General features: G+C 63.0%; 12 protein-coding genes. 8 read left to right on the forward strand and 4 right to left on the reverse strand.

The features are described from left to right. Window positions 1-81 precede the first annotated feature (81 nt). Entirely contained in the window at window positions 82-315 is a 234-nt protein-coding gene (locus BUB04_RS05720; RefSeq protein ID WP_073037800.1) for a MoaD/ThiS family protein, read from the reverse strand. A 537-nt stretch (window positions 316-852) separates the two neighbouring features. On the opposite strand from BUB04_RS05720, the gene BUB04_RS05725 reads away from it, so the two are divergent. Next, complete coding sequence (locus BUB04_RS05725; RefSeq protein WP_073037802.1) at window positions 853-2,682, forward strand: aldehyde ferredoxin oxidoreductase family protein; 1,830 nt, start codon at window positions 853-855, stop codon at window positions 2,680-2,682. 33 nt (window positions 2,683-2,715) lie between these two features. After that, entirely contained in the window at window positions 2,716-3,177 is a 462-nt protein-coding gene (locus BUB04_RS05730) for a pyridoxamine 5'-phosphate oxidase family protein (RefSeq protein ID WP_218588377.1), read from the forward strand. 232 nt (window positions 3,178-3,409) lie between these two features. Here BUB04_RS05730 and BUB04_RS05735 read toward each other — a convergent pair whose 3' ends face one another. Continuing rightward, the gene (locus BUB04_RS05735) at window positions 3,410-5,413 is read right to left on the reverse strand and encodes an oxidoreductase (RefSeq protein ID WP_073037804.1); all 2,004 of its coding nucleotides are present in this window, start codon (window positions 5,411-5,413) and stop codon (window positions 3,410-3,412) included. Window positions 5,414-5,683: 270 nt separating this feature from the next. On the opposite strand from BUB04_RS05735, the gene fdhF reads away from it, so the two are divergent. From fdhF to BUB04_RS05775, 6 genes are all read left to right on the forward strand, one after another. Beyond that, entirely contained in the window at window positions 5,684-8,476 is a 2,793-nt protein-coding gene (gene fdhF / locus BUB04_RS18685; protein WP_084076229.1) for a formate dehydrogenase subunit alpha, read from the forward strand. Further along, the gene (locus BUB04_RS05750; protein ID WP_178371917.1) at window positions 8,473-9,321 is read left to right on the forward strand and encodes a formate dehydrogenase accessory sulfurtransferase FdhD; all 849 of its coding nucleotides are present in this window, start codon (window positions 8,473-8,475) and stop codon (window positions 9,319-9,321) included. The genes fdhF and BUB04_RS05750 overlap by 4 nt, the downstream gene beginning before the upstream one ends. A 97-nt stretch (window positions 9,322-9,418) precedes the next feature. Beyond that, window positions 9,419-12,460, forward strand: a complete 3,042-nt coding sequence (fdnG, locus tag BUB04_RS05760; RefSeq protein ID WP_143156369.1) for a formate dehydrogenase-N subunit alpha — start codon at window positions 9,419-9,421, stop codon at window positions 12,458-12,460. Window positions 12,461-12,515: 55 nt separating this feature from the next. After that, window positions 12,516-13,229 carry a 4Fe-4S dicluster domain-containing protein gene (locus tag BUB04_RS05765; protein ID WP_073037813.1) on the forward strand — a complete coding sequence of 238 codons (714 nt, stop codon included), beginning with the start codon at window positions 12,516-12,518 and terminating at the stop codon, window positions 13,227-13,229. 85 nt (window positions 13,230-13,314) lie between these two features. Beyond that, a complete protein-coding gene (locus BUB04_RS05770; RefSeq protein WP_178371918.1) occupies window positions 13,315-14,238 on the forward strand; it encodes a formate dehydrogenase accessory protein FdhE in 924 nt (307 codons plus the stop codon). A gap of 205 nt (window positions 14,239-14,443) precedes the next feature. Next, a complete protein-coding gene (locus tag BUB04_RS05775; RefSeq protein ID WP_073037815.1) occupies window positions 14,444-16,075 on the forward strand; it encodes an FmdE family protein in 1,632 nt (543 codons plus the stop codon). 157 nt (window positions 16,076-16,232) lie between these two features. On the opposite strand, the gene BUB04_RS05780 is transcribed toward BUB04_RS05775, so the two are convergent. Both BUB04_RS05780 and BUB04_RS19575 read right to left on the reverse strand, forming a co-directional pair. Next, on the reverse strand, window positions 16,233-17,672 hold the full coding sequence (locus BUB04_RS05780) for an aldehyde dehydrogenase family protein (protein WP_073037816.1): 1,440 nt from the start codon (window positions 17,670-17,672) through the stop codon (window positions 16,233-16,235). A gap of 148 nt (window positions 17,673-17,820) precedes the next feature. Then, window positions 17,821-18,948 carry a helix-turn-helix transcriptional regulator gene (locus BUB04_RS19575; RefSeq protein WP_073037818.1) on the reverse strand — a complete coding sequence of 376 codons (1,128 nt, stop codon included), beginning with the start codon at window positions 18,946-18,948 and terminating at the stop codon, window positions 17,821-17,823. Window positions 18,949-18,984 lie beyond the last annotated feature (36 nt).

The raw sequence follows: 18,984 nt of genomic DNA on the forward strand, positions 1-18,984 counted from the left end.
AAAGGCACAAGATCCTGTTGAACAAAACACGCGGCCGCCGGGTGGGTGAAAGCGGTCGTAGGGGTTTGGGACACGATCCCTTTAGCCCCCTTCCAGGGGAGGGAAAAAGACCAGGTGGTCGCCTTCCTTGAGGGGCGTGTGGGCGGGGCGGGCCCGGCCGTTCACGATGAGGATGATGGGTTTGTCCATGGGAACGCCCAGGGTTTCCAGCACGTCCCGGATGACGGCGCCTTCGGGAACCTCCATCAACTTGTCTTGAGGCAGGTGTTCCGTGTAGGTTCGATAAGTGGCGAAACTTTCCACGCGGATCTTCATGTCGGCACCATTCGGGTGATGGGTTGGTTCATTTGGGGGCGAGCCCCTTTTCGGAGTTCTTTATAGCCGGAGGCCGCCGGGTCCGTGAACTGTAAACCGGAATCCGTGAACCGTGAGCCGTAGGACGTAATCCGTGAACCGTAGTCCGTGTTTCGCCCTTTGGGGAAAGGGACGGGCAAAGAACGACGGGTGACGGGCCTATGGATCCTCGGATTACGGACAGCGGATCACGGGCCATCCCCCACGGCCTCCCTTTTGAAAAAAGGGGAGAATCGGCCCCGGGTTGCCCTTTGGGACGAGGGGTCCGTCCGGCGTACGCGGATTCTCCCGCAGCCCTGAAGGGCTGCGCTACGAAAAAAGCGGCCATCGCCGGCGTTTTCAGATTAGGGGCAACGCCTTGCGGGCCTCGGACCCCGGATCCCGGACCACCGATCCCGGCGAACGGATAACGACTCACGACTCACGGTTCCCGGACAACGGTTCCCGGACAACGGCTCACGGACAACGGATCACGGATAACGGACAAGGAGGACGCTCATGGGATGGATGGGAAAAATCCTTCGGGTCAACCTGACGGAAGGCGCCACGGCGGTGGAGGAACTGGATCGGCAGAAGGCCGTGGATTACGTGGGAGGCCGCGGTCTGGGCACCCGGTTCCTGCTGGATGAGGTGGATCCCACCTGCGATCCGCTTTCTCCCGAAAACAAGCTCATCTTCCTCACCGGGCCCCTGACGGGCACGGGAACCCCCACCGGCGCCCGCTACATGGTCATGACCAAGTCGCCGCTCACCGGCGCTCTCACCTGCTCCAACGCCGGCGGCCAATTCCCCACCATGCTCAAGAAGGCCGGCTTCGACGGCATCATCTTCGAGGGGCGTGCTGAAAAACCGGTCTATCTCTGGGTGGAAGAAGGCCGCGCCGAACTGCGCAGCGCCGAACACCTGTGGGGCCGCGACACCCACGAAACGGACCGGATGCTCCGGGAAGAAACCCGAAAGGAGGCCCGCACGGCCGTCATCGGACCGGCGGGAGAACGGGGAGTTCTCTTTGCCTCCATCATGAACGACAAGGACCGGGCCGCCGGCCGATCGGGCGTGGGAGCCGTCATGGGTTCCAAGAACCTCAAGGGCGTGGCCGTCTTCGGCACCCAAAAGGTTCCCATCCACGATCCGGAAGGGTTCAAGAAGGTGGTCAAGGAGATCATGGCGGGTTTCAAGGAGCAGACCAAGGACGGACCGCCGCCCCTTCGCATCTACGGGACGCCCATCACGTCCACGGGCACCCAGAACGTGGGGGCTTACCCCACCCGGAACTTTCAGCAGGGAACCTTTGAACACTGGCAGGACATCGGCGGCGAGGCGCTCACGGAAAAGTACCTGGTGCGGGCCAAGGCCTGCTTCAGCTGTCCCATCGCCTGCGGGCGGGTGACCCGGGTGGCGGAAGGTCCCTTCCAGGGCGAAGGGGAAGGCCCCGAATACGAAACGGTGTACGCCCTCGGGAGCAACTGCGGCGTGCGGGACCTGGCCGCCGTGATCAAGGCCAACTACATCTGCAACGAAATGGGAATGGACACCATCACCATGGGGGCCACCATCGCCTGCGCCATGGAGATGTTCGAAAAGGGCATTCTGGACGAAAAGACCGTCGGGCGGCCGCTTCCCTTCGGCGATGCGGAGGCCATGGTGGACATGGTCCGGAAGACCGCCGCCCGGGAGGGCTTCGGAAACGACCTGGCCCTGGGCAGCCTGCGGCTCGCCGCCAAATACGGATGTCCGGAACTGGCCATGGTGTCCAAGGGGCAGGAGTTCGCCGGCTACGAACCCCGGGCGGAAAAGGGCATGGGGCTCGCCTACGCCACTTCGCCCATCGGAGCCAGCCACATGCGGGGCGATCCCGCCTACATCGAAATCATCGGCGTGCCCATGCTGGTGGATCCCTTGAGCTGGGAGGACAAGCCCCAGATCGTGAAAGACTGGCAGGATGTGTTCGCCCTCATCGACTCGGCGGGCCTGTGCGTCTTCTTTACCGTGCGCAACCTGGTCTCCAAGACCAAGGATATCCGGCCGGTGCGCATCCTGGAACTCCTCAACACCGCCACCGGGGCCGGCTACACCATGGAATCCCTCATGACGGCCGCCGAGCGGATCATCAACGCGGAAAGGATCTTCCTCAACAAGGCGGGCCTGGACGCCAAGGACGACACGCTGCCTCCGCGCATGACCCGCGAACCCATGCCCACGGGGCCCGCCAAGGGCCACGTGTGCGAGCTGGACAAGATGCTCCCCATCTACTACCGACTGAGAGAATGGGACGAAAACGGCCGGCCCACCCCCGCCCTGCTCCGGCGGCTCGGGCTGGCCGACTGATGGCCCTGGGATGGGGCAAGAAGGGGGGACGTCGTGCACGGACTGCGGCGAAAGGATCGGGAGATGGAAACGGCGAAAGCGGAACGGTTGCTTGCGGAAGGGGTGTACGGCGTGCTTTCCACGGCGGACGGGAGCGGTCAGCCCTATGGGATTCCCTTGAATTATGTGTTCCGGGACGGGGCCGTCTACTTTCACTGCGCCCGGTTCGGCCACAAGCTGGACAACCTGGCGGCGAATCCCCGGGTGTCCTTCTGTGTGGTGGGTAAAGCCCGGGTGCTGCCGGAGCAGTTCAGCACGGAATACGAAAGCGTGGTGGCCTTCGGGGAAGCGCGGGAGGTGGAGGGCGAGGAGAAGGAGCGCGCCCTGGTGTGGCTCCTGGAAAAGTATTCGCCCGATTATCTGGAAGAAGGCCGGGCCTACATCGCCCGGGAGGGCGCCGCCGCCAAGGTGATCCGAATCGACGTGAGCCGCCTCACGGGAAAGGCCGCAAGTTAGGCACGGAAAGGCACCGCAGAGACGCAGAGGGCACGGAGAGGACGCACAAGTGCCGGGGCGCTGAGACGCCGCCCCGGCACGCGCTTCGCCCCTTCGGGGAAGGCTGATTGGTCCGACGGCGTCCCAAAGGGCGGAGCTTGAGCCGCGCCGCCCTTCTCAGCGGTGCGGCTCAAAAGGGGCTCCTCTGCGGTCTCTGCGCCTCTGCGGTGAGTTTTTCCCACCGCTGCGACCGCTACAGGTTCCGGCCCGCCTCGAATCCCTGATGGACGGCGTCGAAGGCCTTGCCCACCCGGCCGGCGTCCCCCACCACGTGCACCGAAAGGCCCTTTGCCCGGAGTCGCTCCTCCAGGGGGTTGAACGGGCGGGATCCGGCGGCCATCACCACCGTATCGCACGGCACGTCCCGCGTTTCCCCTTCCGGGGTTTCGATCCGGACTCCCTCCGGCGTGATCTCCAGCGCCTTGGTGGACTTGTAAACCTTCACGCCGTGCAGAGCCATGTTTTGCAGCATGGCCCACCGGGTGCTTCGGCCGATGTCTTTTCCCACCGAATCGAGCATCTCCACCACGGCGATTTCCTTGGTGCCGCGAACGGCCAGCCGGAAGAGTTCCTGGGGATCTTCGGCTTGGGCCAGGGCCAGGAACTTCAGGGCCTCGCCGGAAAGGGTTCCCCGCTGGGCCAGGTAGAGGGCCGTCTCTACGCCCACGGCGCCGCCGCCGATGACCATCACCCGGCGTCCGGCAAAGACCTTGCCCGCCAGCACGTCCCAGGCCTGGACCACGTGCGGCAGATCGCTTCCAGGGATGGGCGGGGTCAGGGGCTCCGCGCCGGTGGCGAGAACCACCTCGTCGGGCTTTTCCTCATCGATCACGGCTTCCGTCACTTCCGTGTTGAGCACCACCCGGACGCCCCGCACGGCCAGTTGGGCCGCCAGGTCCTTGGCCAGCTCCGAAAATTCGGATCGGCCCGGAGGGGCCGCCGCCAGCCACAACTGCCCGCCCAGGCGGTCGGAACGTTCGTAGAGCACCACGTCGTGGCCGCGGTCGTGGGCCGCCAGCGCGGCGCTCATGCCGCCCGGGCCTCCGCCCGCCACCAGCACCTTCTTTTTCGCCGGGGCCTTCTCCACCCGCCGGTCCCTTTCATGGCCCGCCAGGGGGTTGCACAGGCATTCCACGGACTTCATCTTGAACAGGTTGTCGAAGCACCCCTGAGCGCAGGCGATGCAATGGACGATCTCGTGTTCCCGGCCCGTTCTCGCCTTTTCTGGAAGACGGGGGTCGGCGATGAGGCTCCGGCCCATGGCCACCAGGTCGCACATGTCGTCGGCGATGAGCTCCCGGGCCACCCGGGGATCATTGATCCGGTGACCGGCGATCACGGGAACGGTGACGCGCTCCTTGATGAGCCGGGCCAGGTAGGCGAAGGCGCCCCGGGGGACGTCCGCCACGATCTGCGGCACCCGGGCTTCATGCCAGCCCACGTTGATGTTGAGCGCATCGGCGCCGTGGCCCACCAGAGCTTCGGCGAAGGCCGCCAGATCCTTTCGGCCCACCCCTCCCGGCATGAAGTCGTTTCCGTTGGTGCGCACCAGAATGGGAAAGTCCGGCCCCACGGCGTTTCGGACCGCGCAGATCACTTCCAGGCCGAAGCGCATCCGGCCGTTCAGGTCCCCGCCGTATTCATCGGTCCTTTGGTTGGTGAGCGGCGAGAGAAACTCGCTGATGAGGTAGCCGGTGCCGCACAGGATCTCCACGGCGTCGAAGCCGGCTTCCTTCACCCGGCGGGCGGCCTGGGCGAAGCGATCCACGACGGCCTGGATTTCCTCCACCGTGAGTTCCCGCGGGGTCTCGCCCGTGAGGCGCGAAGGCACCGGGGACGGAGCCACCGGCTGCTTTCCGCCCATGAAGACGCTGGGGTTGTAGCGCCCGGCGTGGTTGAGCTGCACGGCGGCGAGCGATCCGTTTTCCCGGATGGCCCTGGCCAGTCGCGAAAGGCCGTCCACGAAGGCGTCGTGGTGGGCGCCGATGTTTCCCGGGCTTCCCGACTGCTCGTCCACGGTGGCGTAGCCCACGCAGATGAGGCCCGGGCCGCCCCGGGCCCGTTCGGCGTAGAAGTCCACCAGGCGGTCGGTCACCTGGAAGTTTTTGGCCATGTTGAGGTGCATGGCCGGCATGACGATGCGGTTGGGAATCTCCAGCGTGTTGATGCGAATGGGTTGAAACAAGGGATCTTTCATCGGCTTCCCCTCCTTGGAATGAGCCTCAATGCGGCTGTGACATGCGCCGGCCACCCGCCCCTCCCGGGCCCGGCGCCCAGCACCGTAGATCATCGTCCGCCGATTGACAAGACCGGCGCCACCCCTTTTCCTTCGACGCCCGTACCGGTGCCCCTGTGGATCCGGAGGCTTGACGGCCGGAGGATTTCGGATATTATGTCATGCCTGACATATATGGTGCGGTGGCCCGCGGGCCGCACCGGGGCTCAACGCTCTTAAAGGGAGATACCCATGAACGGAACCTTTCGACTCAACGGCAGGCAGGTGGCTTTCGAACCGGGCCAGACGATTCTCGATGCCGCCATATCCCTCCAGGTCCAGATCCCCACCCTGTGCCATCTGGCGGGCACCACCCCCACCGGGACGTGCGGGGTGTGTGTGGTGGAGGTGAAAGGCCTCCAGGAGACGCAGCCGGCTTGTGCCACCCCGATCCGCGAGGGCATGGAGGTGTGGACCGACACCCCCAAGGTCCGTCTGGACCGGCAGGCGGCCATCCGAAGGCTTCTCCTTTCCGGGCATCACAACTGCTTCGTCAACGATCTTGATGTGGACCGATGGACCGATTTTCAGCTGGAGACGCTCCGTAGACCCTGGCACGGTACCCTGTGCCCGTCCTACGGCGACTGCCGGCTGCAGGACCTGGCGGTGGCTTACGGCGTCAGGACACAGGGGCATGTCCCCCGGCCGCCCGCACACATCCCCCTGGACGACCAACATCCCATGTTCGTGAGGGACTTTTCCCGGTGCATCGGCTGCGGCCGGTGTGTCAAGGCCTGCAACGAGGTGCAGGTCCAGGGAGCCCTTGCTGCGGCAGTCCCGGAAACGGGCGGCGGGAAGGGAAAGACCTGGTTTCCCGCGGCGGACTATGACAAGTGCGTCCATTGTGGAGAGTGTGTCCAGGCGTGCCCGGTCGGGGCTCTTTTCGAGAAGAAATCTTACGGGAAGGCCTGGCCGTATGAGACGGAAAGAATCCGCACCACATGTCCCTACTGCGGAGTGGGCTGCCAGCAGTGGCTCCACGTGAAGGAGGGTAGGATCGTCAGGGTGACGGGTGTGGACGGGGCCCAGCCCAACCAGGGGCGCCTGTGCGTCAAGGGACGTTTCGGCTATGAGTTCATCTACTCCGAAGAGCGCCTGAAGACCCCGCTGATCAGAAATGGGACGGGGTTCCGGGAGGCATCCTGGGACGAAGCGCTGGACCTGGTGGCGGGGCGCTTCCAGGAGATCCTCCGGGCCCACGGGCCCGACGCCGTGGCAGGGGTGAGCTGCGCCCGCAGTATCAATGAGGATTCTTACCAGATGCAGAAATTCTTCCGGGCGGTGATCGGAACCAACAACATCGATCACTGCGCCCGGACCTGACACGCTCCCACCGTCGCCGGTCTGGCGGCAGCTTTCGGTTCGGGAGCGATGACCAATTCTTTCGCCCATTTCTCGCAGGCGAAACTTTTCCTTGTGATCGGGTCCAACATGACCGAGGCCCATCCTGTGGCGGCTACCTTCGTCAAACAGGCCGTGAAAAAGGGGGCTCGGCTGATCGTCGTGGACCCGAGGAAAACGGGCATTGCGGAACACGCCACCATCCACCTTCCCCTTCGGGTGGGAACGGACGTGGCGCTGCTCAATGCCCTCATGCATGTTCTCATCCAGGAGGGCCTCTACGATCGCGAGTATGTGGAACGGCGCACGGAGGGGTTCGAAGACCTGGAGCGGAAGGTGCGGGAGTATCCGCCGGAGCGGGCGGCGGGGATCTGCGGCATCGACGCGCAAACCATCCGGGAAGTGGCCAGATTGCTGGCCTCGGTCAAACCGGCCATGCTCATCTACACCCTGGGGATCACGGAGCATACGTGCGGCGTCAACAACGTGCTCAGCTGCGCGAACCTGCAGATGCTGCTCGGCAATGTGGGCTTCCAGTGCGGAGGGGTGAATCCTTTGCGCGGTCAGAATAACGTGCAGGGGGCCTGCGACATGGGGGCCCTGCCCAACGTCTATCCCGGTTACCAGCGGGTGGATGTGCCCGAGATTCGAAAGAAGTTCGAATCCTTCTGGGGGACCTCCCTGCCCTCCCGTCCGGGGTTGACCATTCCCGAGATGCTGGACGGGCTGGTGGATGGCACGGTGAGGGGCTTCTACGTTTTCGGGGAAAACCTTGCCAACACGGAACCCCACATCCGCCATGTGGAGCGGTGCCTTCAGGCGGCGGAATTTCTCGTCTGCCAGGATATCTTCCCCACCGAAACCACCCGGTTTGCCCACGTGGTGTTTCCTGCGGCAGCCTGGAGTGAGACCGACGGGACCTTCACCAACAGTGAGCGCCGTGTCAGCAGGGTCCGTGCGGCGAGCCGACCGCCGGGTTCGGCCATGCCCAACTGGTGGATCTTCAAAGAGCTGGCCCGCCGGTTCGGGCACCGCTGGGATTCGGACAGCGCCCGCGACATCTGGGACCGGGAAATCCGCCTCCTGGCTCCCCAGCTGGCAGGAATCACCTATGCAAGGCTGGAGCACGACGGGCTCCAGTGGCCGGTACCCCGGGAGGACCATCCCGGAACCCCGTACCTTCACAAGGACGGGCTCTTTGTTCGTGGGTTGGGCCGGTTCCACGCCGTGGATTGGACCCCGCCCGCGGAATCCCCCGATGAGGAGTATCCGTTTGTGCTCAGCACCGGCCGACGCCTGTACCACTATCACACCCGCACGCAAACGGGCCGTTGCGGGGGACTGGATGAACTGCTGCCCGAGGAGACGGCCGACATCTCCCCTGCGGACGCCCAGAGCCTGGGGATCCAGGACGGGGATCGGGTGAGGGTCCGGTCCCGCCGGGGCGAGGTGGTGGTTCGCGCCAGGGTGACTTCCCAGGTGCCCCGCGGGCTGGTGTGGATGGCTTTTCATTTTCGAAACGGCAATGCCAATTGGCTGACGAACCCCGTCTTCGACCCGGTGACCAAGACGGCTGAGTATAAGGCTTGTGCGGTGCGTATCGACAAGGTGTCGGAAGACGGTGGAGGGGTGGAGGCGGCGTGAGCAGGGTGCGCAGAGCAGGTGAGGAGCGGGGGCCGGCCACGTGCCGTCGCAAGGCGGCCAGGGTGTCGGGCGGTGAGATCCGCTCCTGCGCCAGCGTGCTGGCCGTGGAGGAACCGCTGGAGGTCCATGTGGACGGCCGCCCCGTCACGGTCCTCATGCGGCTTCCGGGCGATGACATTCATCTGACGGCCGGCTTTTGCTTCAGCCGGGGGCTTGCGGGGTCCTGGGACGATTTCCGCGCCATTCATCCGTTGCCCCCACAGGGGGGCGGGAGCCGGATCATGGTCCGGCTCGCCGGGGAAAGGATCAGGGGGGCGGGGAGCGTTCCCCCCGGCGCCGGCCCGAACAGCCTCCTTTCGCAAGGATCCTTTTCGGGGTGGGGGTGCCGGGGCGCACCGAACGGAGAGCAAACCATCACTCTGGACGATTTGTGGCACAGCAAGGAGGAATTCGACGCGAGGCAGGCGCTCTTCGAGACGACCGGGTGCACCCATTCGGCTTCGATCTTCGACCGGCGGGGAATCCTTCTCGCCTTCGGCGAGGACGTGGGGCGCCGGAATGCCTTCGACAAGGCCGTGGGCCGACTGCTCCTTCGGAGGTCCCTGGAAAGGAGCCATCGGGTGATCGTCTCCTCCAGGGTGAACCGTGAATTGGTCGCCAGGGCCGTGCGGTTGCGCGTCCGGATCCTGTGCGGCCTGTCGGCGCCCACCAGTGGAGCGGTTTCCCTGGCCGAAGAGGCGGGCGTGACCCTCATCGGGTTTCTGCGCCATCGGAGCCTCACTCTCTATACGCACCCGGGGCGTATCCGGGATTTCACCGCAGCCTGCGACATATGTTTCTTGTAGCATATGGAAATTCATAAAAAAACCCTTGACCTCCCGAGTTGGGCGATATATGTCGCACGTGATATAATGGTCCGTCCAAACAAAGAGGAGGGGTGCCATGAAGATGAGCCGCCGAGACTTTCTGAAGGCCACGAGCGCGGGCATCGCCTGTTTCGGCCTGGCCCAGCTGGGTTTCGATCTGGAGCCTCTCCGGGCTTACGGAGCCCGGCTGAAGATCTCCGGCGCCAAGGAGGTCGTCAGCGTCTGTCCCTTTTGTTCCGTGAGTTGCCACGTGGTGGCTCACGTGAAGGACGGGCGGCTCGTGAACGTGGAAGGCGATCCGGATTACCCCATCAACGAGGGGGCCCTTTGTGCCAAGGGGGCCGCCATCCTTTCCCTGACCAACAACCCCCATCGGGTCACCAAGCCCCTCTATCGCGCGCCTTTCGGCGACACGTGGGAAGAAAAGGATTGGGAATGGGTCCTGGATCGCATCGCCCGGCGCGTCAAAGACCTCCGGGACCGGGATTTCCTGCCCACCAACGGACGCGGACAGCGCGTAAATCGTCTGGAATCGCTTTTTTCGCTCGGTACGTCCCATATGGACAACGAGGAGTGTGCGCTCGTGCACCAGGCGATGAGAATGCTCGGCGTGGTGCACATGGACCACCAGGCCCGCATTTGACACAGCGCTACGGTGGCGGCTCTGGGAGAGTCGTTCGGGCGCGGCGCGATGACCAATCACTGGATTGACATCAAGAATGCGGACGCCATCCTCATCATGGGGAGCAATGCCGCGGAACACCATCCCATCTCGTTCAAATGGGTGCTTGAGGCCAAGTCCCGCGGGGCGGTGGTCATGCACGTGGACCCTAAATTCTCCCGGACCTCCGCACGCTCCACCTTCCACGTGCCTCTCCGTTCCGGGACCGACATCGCCTTTCTCGGCGGCATGATCCATCACATCCTGGAAAACGGGAACTATTTCAAAGACTATGTGGTTCACTACACCAACGCCTCCTTTATCGTCTCGGATTCCTATGGATTTCGCAACGGTCTTTTCTCCGGCTATGACCCCCGCACCAGCAGCTACGACCGGAGCAGCTGGTCCTTTGCCGTGGACGCGCAAGGGCGGGTGCGTAGAGATCCGAGTCTCCGGCATCCCCGTTGTGTCTTCCAGCTGCTCAGGGAGCATTACACCCGTTACTCCCTGGAGAAGGTTGCCGATATTACGGGGGTTTCCAGAGAGAACCTTCTGAGAGTCTACGAGGCCTACGCGGCGACGGGGGTTCCCGACAGGGCCGGAACGATCCTGTACGCCCTGGGTTGGACCCAGCATACGGTGGGCGTGCAAAATATCCGTGCCGCGGCGATCATCCAACTGCTCCTGGGCAATATCGGCATGGCCGGAGGCGGGATCAACGCCTTGCGGGGCGAACCCAACGTCCAGGGATCCACGGACCACACCCTCCTCTACCACTTGGTTCCCGGCTACATGTCCATGCCCTTGGCCGATTGGCAGACATTGGAAGACTACAACCGGGCCAACACCCCCGCCTCTTCGGACCCTCAGAGTGCCAACTGGTGGCGGAACAAGCCCAAGTACCTTGTGAGCCTCTTGAAAGGGTGGTTCGGAGAGCACGCCACCCGGGAAAGCGACTTCGGTTACTCCATGCTGCCCAAGCTGGAACGCGGTGAAGATTACTCATACCTGTACCTTTTCGATCGGATGTACCAGGGGCTCATTCGGGGTGGATTCATCTTCGGTCTCAACCCGGCCAACAGTGTCCCCAATTCCAACAAGGTGAGGAAGGCTCTGGACAATCTGGACTGGCTCGTGACCATGGACGTTCACCACACGGAGACCACCGACAATTGGCACCGGCCCGGGGTGGACCCCGCCGCGGTAAAGACCGAGGTCTTTCTGCTCCCGTCGGCCCACCGTCTGGAAAAGGAAGGTTCGGTCACCAACAGCGGACGTTGGCTCCTGTGGCATTACGCCGCCGTGAAGCCCCCGGGGCGGGCACGCAGCTTCGGTGAGATGATCGTGGATCTCGGGAACAGAGTTCGCAAACTCTACCGGAGCGAGCCCGGTGCCTATCCCGATCCGATCCTGAAGGCTTCCTGGCCCGAGGGCTACGATGCCGATGAGGTGGCCAGGCGTATCAACGGGGTCTTTACTTCCGACAAGGTGGTCAACGGCAGGCGTTACCGCAAGGGCAACCTGGTGCCCGGCTTCGGCGCACTGAGCGATGACGGGTCCACGAGCTGCCTCAACTGGCTCTATTGCGGGAGCTATACCCAGGAGGAGGGAAACAAGGCCAAGAGGCGCGACCCCAGGCAGACTCCCATGCAGGCGGCCATCGGCCTCTATCCCAATTGGGCCTGGTGCTGGCCCCTCAACCGCCGCATCCTCTACAACCGGGCTTCCGTGGATCCGCAAGGGCGCCCCTTCCACCCTTCCAAGGCGGTGATTGCATGGGAAGAGGGCTCATGGGTCGGAGATGTCCCAGATGGCGGATGGCCTCCGCTCAGCTCCGGCAAGGGCAAACATCCGTTCATCATGACGGTCCACGGTTTCGGTCAATTGTTTGGGCCCGGACGGGTCGACGGGCCTTTTCCGGAGCATTACGAGCCTGTGGAGACCCCGGTGAACCGACACCCCTTCTCCGGCCGCCTCCACAACCCCTGCTACAAGGCGGTGACGGGGGATCTGGATCGGCTGGCGGCGCCGGCGGATTCCCGCTATCCGATTGTCCTGACGACCTACAACATGACCGAGCACTGGTGCGGCGGTGGCGAAACCCGCAACGTACCGAATCTTCTGGAAGCCGAACCCCAGCTCTATGTGGAGATGAGTCCCGAGCTGGCCGAGGAGAAGGGCATCCGGAACGGCGACCCGGTCATTGTGGAAAGCGCTCGTGGCCGTGTGGAAGCCATCGCCATGGTCACGGTGCGCATGCGACCGCTTCGGATTCAGGGCCGAATCGTCCACGAGATCGGCATGCCCTTTTGTTTCGGGTGGACCACCCCCGGTTGCGGCGACGCCACCAACCGGTTGACCCCTTCGGTGGGAGACCCCAACACCTCGATTCCCGAATTCAAGGCGTGCCTGGTGGACGTGCGTAAGGCGGACAGGCTCGAGGAGCTTGCCCGGTAGAGCTGCAGACGGTGGAGATGTTGCACCCTGCCGGAGGGCTTCCAAGGAGGACGTCATGGCGAAAGCGTTTCTGATCGATACCTCCCGGTGCACCGCCTGCCGGGGTTGTCAAGTGGCCTGCAAGGAATGGCATGGGCTGCCAGCCAACAGGACGCGGCAGCGGGGCAGCCACCAGAATCCTCCCGACCTCAACGCCTACAACTACAAAGTGGTTCGCTTCCATGAGGATCTGAAGGGAGGCAACATCCGCTGGTTCTTTTTCCCCGACCAATGCCGCCATTGCGTGGATCCGCCCTGCAAGGCGGAGGCGGAAGGATATGTGGAAGGGGCCGTGGTCCGGGATGAAGCCACCGGCGCCGTGGTTTTCACTTTGCTCACGGCAAAGCTGTCTCCCCAAGCCTGCGAGGCGGTTCGCAGTGCCTGTCCCTATGATATCCCCCGCCGTGACGAGAAAACCGGGCGCCTGACCAAATGCGATATGTGCATCGATCGGGTGGCGGCCGGCATGGCCCCGGCCTGCGTGAAGGCCTGCCCCACGGGGGCCATGAACTTCGGAGAACGCTCAGAGATGCTGAAGCTGGGTGAACGACGTCTCGCACAAGCGAAGAAGGTCTACCCGGAGGCCGCCCTGGTGGATGCGGACACGGTCCATACCGTCTTCCTGGTGCCGGATCCCCGTGTGGATTTCGGCCCGCCCCCGGGGATCGATCTCCATGCATTCCTGGGCGAGCCTCGATCGGCTTCGATCTCAGAGCCGTCTCTTCGGTAGCCCGGACGCGATGGAAGCGCTCCACGGGGCAATGATGGGCGGTGGGAAACGGACGACTTGTAGGTTGCGAATCCGGGGGATCCCCATGGACCCTGTGTTGGACAAGGCCGTGAGCCGGCGGCCGGTCTTGGAGCCGATCCTTCGAGCGTTCTGGAGCGTGCACGAAGCCTCTCTGGCGTTGGCGCGCGCCCTGGAGGATCGATGGCGCCCGGAATTCATCGAGGTGGATGCCCGCCGACTGCGGGAAGGGGTGCCCGTGCTGGTCGGGCATTCCCTGCAAGCGGCCGAAGGGGCGCTCGAGGGGGCCTTTCGGGGGTTCATCCCGGTTCTGGGGGATACGTTCCCGCACCTGAGAAACGACTTGGACCGTATGGCGTCGCTTCACGATGGCCGCGGGGTGGATCTCGCTTCCGTCTGTCGTGCCTACCTGGAAGGGGATCTTTCAGGAATCGGGCGTGCGTTTCGTGCTGCGGGAGTGGAGCCCGGCTCGGTCCTTCTGGTGTTGCACGAGACCCTTTCAGCGGCTCTGAAATCCCTTGACCGATTGGTGGGGCAAAGGCTTCCGGACGCGGATTGGTGGCGCGGCTACTGTCCTTTGTGCGGCGCCCTCCCCGTGGCCGCTTACCTGGCGGAAGGCGCCGATCCGAGTTCCCGGTTCCTCTCGGGGGGCGGCGGCCAGAGGTATCTGCATTGTGCCGTGTGCGGCCATGACTGGCGTTTCCCGCGAAGGATGTGCCCGGCGTGCGGCACGGAGGACAAGGACGTGTATGTCTATTTTCAGGTGGAAGGTGAGCCGGCGGAGCGGGTGGATGTGTGCGGCAACTGCGGGGGGTATCTGCCGTGCATTGATTACCGGGAGGCATGGGAAGGGCTGCCGGTGGATTTGGCGGTGGTCGCCATGCTGCATCTGGACATGTGGGCCTGCCTGAAGGGCTATCACCCTTTGATGTGGACGCCCTGGAACGGGGTGGGCCCTTGCGACGGGCCCGCTTCGAGCCGCGTCCATTGAGCCTTTGCGGGGCATGATCCGGCGGCCTCCGGCCCGATGCGAGGGCAAGGGGGGCGTGTGCGTTGGCGGTCGGGTGCGGAAGGGCCTCGAGGCGTGTGCAGGCCCACGGCCGCAATCGGCGGGTTCTCACGTCTTCTTTGGGTTGACGGAAGTTTTTTTTGTTTTTATATATGCTACCTTTGACATATACAGGAGAAGGAATCCGATGAAAATAGGGCCCTATGATTTTGATCAGTTCCTGGACCTGGTGCGCCGTTTCCACGGCTACGCCGCTCCGGGGGTGGTGATGGGCGGCTGCATGGTGGAGATGGCCCTCCAATCCATGCCCCCAGATGTTCTTTACGACGCCGTGGCCGAGACCCGCAAGTGCCTGCCGGATGCCGTCCAGTTGCTGACGCCCTGCACCCTGGGCAACGGCTGGCTCCGGGTGGTGGACTTGGGCCGATTCGCCGTGAGCCTCTACGACAAGGACCGGGGCCACGGGGTGCGGGTATCCGTCGACGTGGAGGCCCTGAACGGATGGAGTGAGGTCAAGGCCTGGCTCCTGAAGCTCAAACCCAAGGCCGAACAGGACACCCGCTTGCTGTTGGAGCAGATCCGGGAGGCCGGTTCCGCCCTCTACCGGAGGACGGCTGTGCGCCTGCGCGGCCGTTTCCTCCAGCGCAAGGGGGGCGGCGAGATCCGGGTGTGCCCCCTGTGCGGCGAGGCCTATCCCCAAGAACACGGCCGGATCTGTCGAGGCTGCCAGGGCGATTCCCCCTATGAATCGGATCCCAACGCTACGGAAAATCCCATGCCCCCTCCGTTTCTTCGGGCGATCCCCGTGGAGCAGGCGGTCGGACGGGCGGCCCTCCACGACATGACCCGGATCGTCCCGGGCGTGCTCAAGGCGCTCGCGATCACCCACGGTCAAAGGATCGGTGCCGGAGACGTGTGCCGGCTCCAGCAGATGGGCCGCCGCACCATCTACGTGGCGGACCGGGGTGTGCCTTCCGATGGGTTCCTGCACGAGGACGAAGCCGCCCGTGCCTTTGCCCAGGCGATGGCGGGCCGGGGGGTGGGTTTGCGGCTGCCGCCCCGGGAAGGCAGGGTCAACTTGGTGGCCGAGCAAGAGGGGCTGCTGGTGGTGGAAGAGGAGCGCTTGGAGCAGTTCAACATGGTGGCGGGGGTCATGTGTGCGAGTCGCAAAAGCTATTCCTTGGTCGGCCGTCAGAAGGTCGTGGCCGGCACCCGCGCCATCCCCTTGTTTCTCCCCCGGCAACAGTTTGATCGGGCCATGGCGGTGCTGGACAGGGGCCCGCTCTTCCGGGTGCTGCCCCTGCGCCGTGCCCGGGTCGGGATCCTGGTCACCGGAACCGAGGTGTTCCAGGGGTTGATCCGGGATCGGTTCATCCCCGTTGTGACCGCCAAGGTGGAAGGTTTGGGGTGCCGGGTGGTGGGCCGGCGCATCGTTCCGGACGACCGGACGGCGATCTGCTCGGGGGTTGGGGATCTCATGGCGGCGGGATCGGATCTGATCGTGACCACCGCCGGGCTGTCGGTGGATCCGGACGACGTGACCCGCCAGGGCCTGATCGATGCCGGCGCCCGGGATATCCTCTACGGCGCTCCCATCCTGCCGGGGGCCATGACACTGCTGGCCCGTATCGGCCCGGTGTCGGTGATCGGAGTTCCCGCCTGCGCCCTGTACTTCAAGACGACCAGCTTCGATCTGATGCTGCCGCGCCTTCTCGCGGGGGTGCCGGTCACCCGACGGGACCTGGCCCGGCTTGGCCATGGCGCTCTGTGTCTAGAGTGCAAGAGGTGCACCTATCCCAAGTGTTCCTTCGGGCGTTGAGTCGTTTCAGTGCCAGCTCCGCGAGGCGCCCGCACGAACCGGCACCGTCCGGCTCGTTCCCCACCGATGGGGGGAGCTGGGCGGTGCCGCGTGAGAAGGTTGCGTGAACGGGGGCGGAGATCTCCATCCCCGGTTTCGAATAAGCGGATGCTGAGGGTTAGAATGGATATTGCTTGACCCCCTTTTGAATGGTGAGCCACTTCAGGTCCGTATAGGCTTCAATCGAGAAACGACCACCTTCCCGGCCGTGGCCGCTTCCTTTGAGCCCGCCGAACGGGCAGCACGCTTCCGCGTGGATGGTGCTGTCGTTGACGTGCACCATTCCGGCTTCCAATCCTTCGGCCAAATGGAGCGCCTTGTGAATGTCTCTTGTCAGCACAGCCGCGGATAGCCCATATTCGTTGTCATTCGCCACGCGCAGGGCCTCTATTTCATCTTGGACGGGGATTATTGAAGCCACGGGGCCGAATGCTTCCTCATGATAGATTCTCATCCCGGGATTGACCCCCAGTAGGACGGTGGGATCATAGACGCGTCCTTCGAAACGGCCTCCATGAAGCAGCTCCGCTCCCTTGTCCACGGCATCCCTCACCAATTGGTCGACTTTCCGTACCTGTTCATCGTTGATCAAAGGTCCCACCACAGTCTGGGGAAGGGCAGGGTCGCCTTTGGCAAGGCGGGCGGCCTTTTTCGCCAGCTTTTCGGCGAAGGCCTGAGCCGCTTTGGCCTCGATAATGATTCTGCCCACAGACATGCAAATCTGACCCTGGTGCAGAAACGTCCCAAAGGCGGCTGTGCTTACCGCCAAGTCCAAGTCGGCATCGGATAGAATGATCAATGGATTCTTGCCACCCAGCTCCAAGACCGTTTCTTTCATCCTTTCGGCCGCCTTTTTCGCCACATGCCGGCCGGTCTCTGTGGATCCTGTCAGGGTCACAAGAGAGCAGCGCTCGTCGGCTATCAAGGCGTCTCCCAGTTGTCTTCCGGGCCCGGTCACCACATTGAGCGCACCCGGCGTCAGACCGGCCTTCTGGAACAATTCTCCGATTTTCAGTCCTATTACGGGCGTTTCGCTCGACGGCTTGAGCACGACGGTGTTGCCTGTTCCCAAGGCGTAGGCCACTTTGTACATGGAAAGAATCAATGGAAAGTTCCATGGACTGATGGCGACCACCGTCCCTTTGGGACTGCGGACGGTGATGGAAAGTTTTTCCGGATCGGTTTGGTACGTACTGCCCAGAATCGCCTTGCAGTCTGCAGCAGCCGTATGAAGGAGATCCATGGTTTGGGAAATCTCGAACAGGACCTTGTTAGAAGTTCCGCCTCCTTCCGAGGTGAGCACCTCGGCGAATTCCCGCCTCTCCGCCTCGAGAATGGCTGCTGCTCTGGAGAGTACCGCCGCCCTTTGTGCGGGAGGGGTCGAAGCCCAAGCTTTTCTCGCTTCATACGCGGCAGCCATGGCCGAGTCCGCATCTCTTTCATCCCCTTTTGCCACATGTGCGTAAACCTCGCCCGTGTAGGGATTGATGTCGTCAAAATACTCCCCGGACCGGGCGTCAACCCATTTGCCGCCAATGAACATCGGATAACGTTTCATCTTTTCCTCCTTGTACCGTTTCTGCAGATGGAGAAAAAATTGGGAATCTGGACCAATTTTAAATGCCAGTTCCTTGTCGAGCGTGTCTATTATCCGAAAGTGGAATTTTTAGGATGGGGCAGGTCTGGCCGAGCCAATGGGGAGATCTCTATTTTGTCAACATGGAGTGTATCAGGGCCGTGCGGCTTTTGACTCCAACCTTGGAATATATATTTTGCAGATGTTTCTTGACTGTTACCTCGGAGATGAACAGTTTCTCGGCAATCTCCGCATTCTTCATTCCCTTATATACATGGATCGCCACCTCCAATTCTCGCCTGCTTAGTTGAAATGCCTCGATCAACTGGTTGAAATCCAAGGGTTGTGGGGCCATTTCTTCAATGCTGACAACAAAGAAGGGCAGCTCTCCCTGGAGGGTGGCAAGGGTGACCATCTGGGATTTGACAAGATAACGGTGATGTTCGGTGTCCAGAATGATTCGTCTGCGTGGGGGAGCGGTTTTGTGATGGGGTCCCGTTGCCGGGCTTGCCGCCATTTCTCGACAATCCTGCAATAGTCTCGAATAGGCCTCGTGCTCGTCATTGTTACAAGCGGGCCCGCACAGGCGGCGCAGCGTTTTCGTGGCTTTGGCGTTCCTGTGGATCACGCGCAGGGAAGGATCAACCAGCAGGATGCCGATGTCCGACCAACTCTCGACAAATTGCAGGATCGTGTCCTTTAGTCTGATGAGTCGTCGAAGTTCGCTATGGGCAAGCGCATGGGAGAGATAGGGAGACAGCCTCCGGGCCGTCGTCACCTCTCCATCGGCGAAACTTCGAGATTTCTTGGGGCGGGTCAGCACAATCCTTCCCATCAGGCGGCGGCCGTGGGTCAAGTTCACGACAAGCTTATAGTGGATTCCCTGGGGCTCCAGGAATTCTTTATAATATCGGCTGGATTCGATAAGTTTGTAGTCAACGGCCTGCACGGGGCGTCTGACCGTGAGCTCATCGACGCCCCGGCGGCCTAGCTGTAAAGGATCGAGTTTCCAGTAACAGCGTTGATAGTCTTGATTATATTTCTCCTCAAGGTTCCTCAGGATCACTGGAGAAAGCCGTCTTTCGGTCTCCCACGTCGACATTTCATCGGGAAGAAAGAATACGGCCCCCTCCGCCGGGATGCTGCGCCACAGAGAATCCAGTACTTCCTGACTGACCAGGCGCGGATCTTCAGATTCCTCCGCGATTCGAAGCACATCGGCCACCACGGACAAGAGAGGAGAGCCCATGGATCCCATTTGCCCATCTCCTTGGTCCCATTGAAACCGGCTGAT

The organism is Desulfacinum infernum DSM 9756 (genome assembly GCF_900129305.1).
In the GTDB taxonomy this organism is placed as follows: domain Bacteria; phylum Desulfobacterota; class Syntrophobacteria; order Syntrophobacterales; family DSM-9756; genus Desulfacinum; species Desulfacinum infernum.

What these genes read in the sequence shown, in the direction of transcription:
- BUB04_RS19575 (WP_073037818.1), bottom strand. Translation starts at nt 18,948, where the DNA reads ATGGGATCCATGGGCTCTCCTCTCTTGTCCGTGGTGGCCGATGTGCTT.
- BUB04_RS05780 (WP_073037816.1), bottom strand. Translation starts at nt 17,672, where the DNA reads ATGAAACGTTATCCGATGTTCATTGGCGGCAAATGGGTTGACGCCCGG.
- BUB04_RS05775 (WP_073037815.1), top strand. Translation starts at nt 14,444, where the DNA reads ATGAAAATAGGGCCCTATGATTTTGATCAGTTCCTGGACCTGGTGCGC.
- BUB04_RS05720 (WP_073037800.1), bottom strand. Translation starts at nt 315, where the DNA reads ATGAAGATCCGCGTGGAAAGTTTCGCCACTTATCGAACCTACACGGAA.
- BUB04_RS05770 (WP_178371918.1), top strand. Translation starts at nt 13,315, where the DNA reads ATGGACCCTGTGTTGGACAAGGCCGTGAGCCGGCGGCCGGTCTTGGAG.
- BUB04_RS05765 (WP_073037813.1), top strand. Translation starts at nt 12,516, where the DNA reads ATGGCGAAAGCGTTTCTGATCGATACCTCCCGGTGCACCGCCTGCCGG.
- BUB04_RS05735 (WP_073037804.1), bottom strand. Translation starts at nt 5,413, where the DNA reads ATGAAAGATCCCTTGTTTCAACCCATTCGCATCAACACGCTGGAGATT.
- BUB04_RS05725 (WP_073037802.1), top strand. Translation starts at nt 853, where the DNA reads ATGGGATGGATGGGAAAAATCCTTCGGGTCAACCTGACGGAAGGCGCC.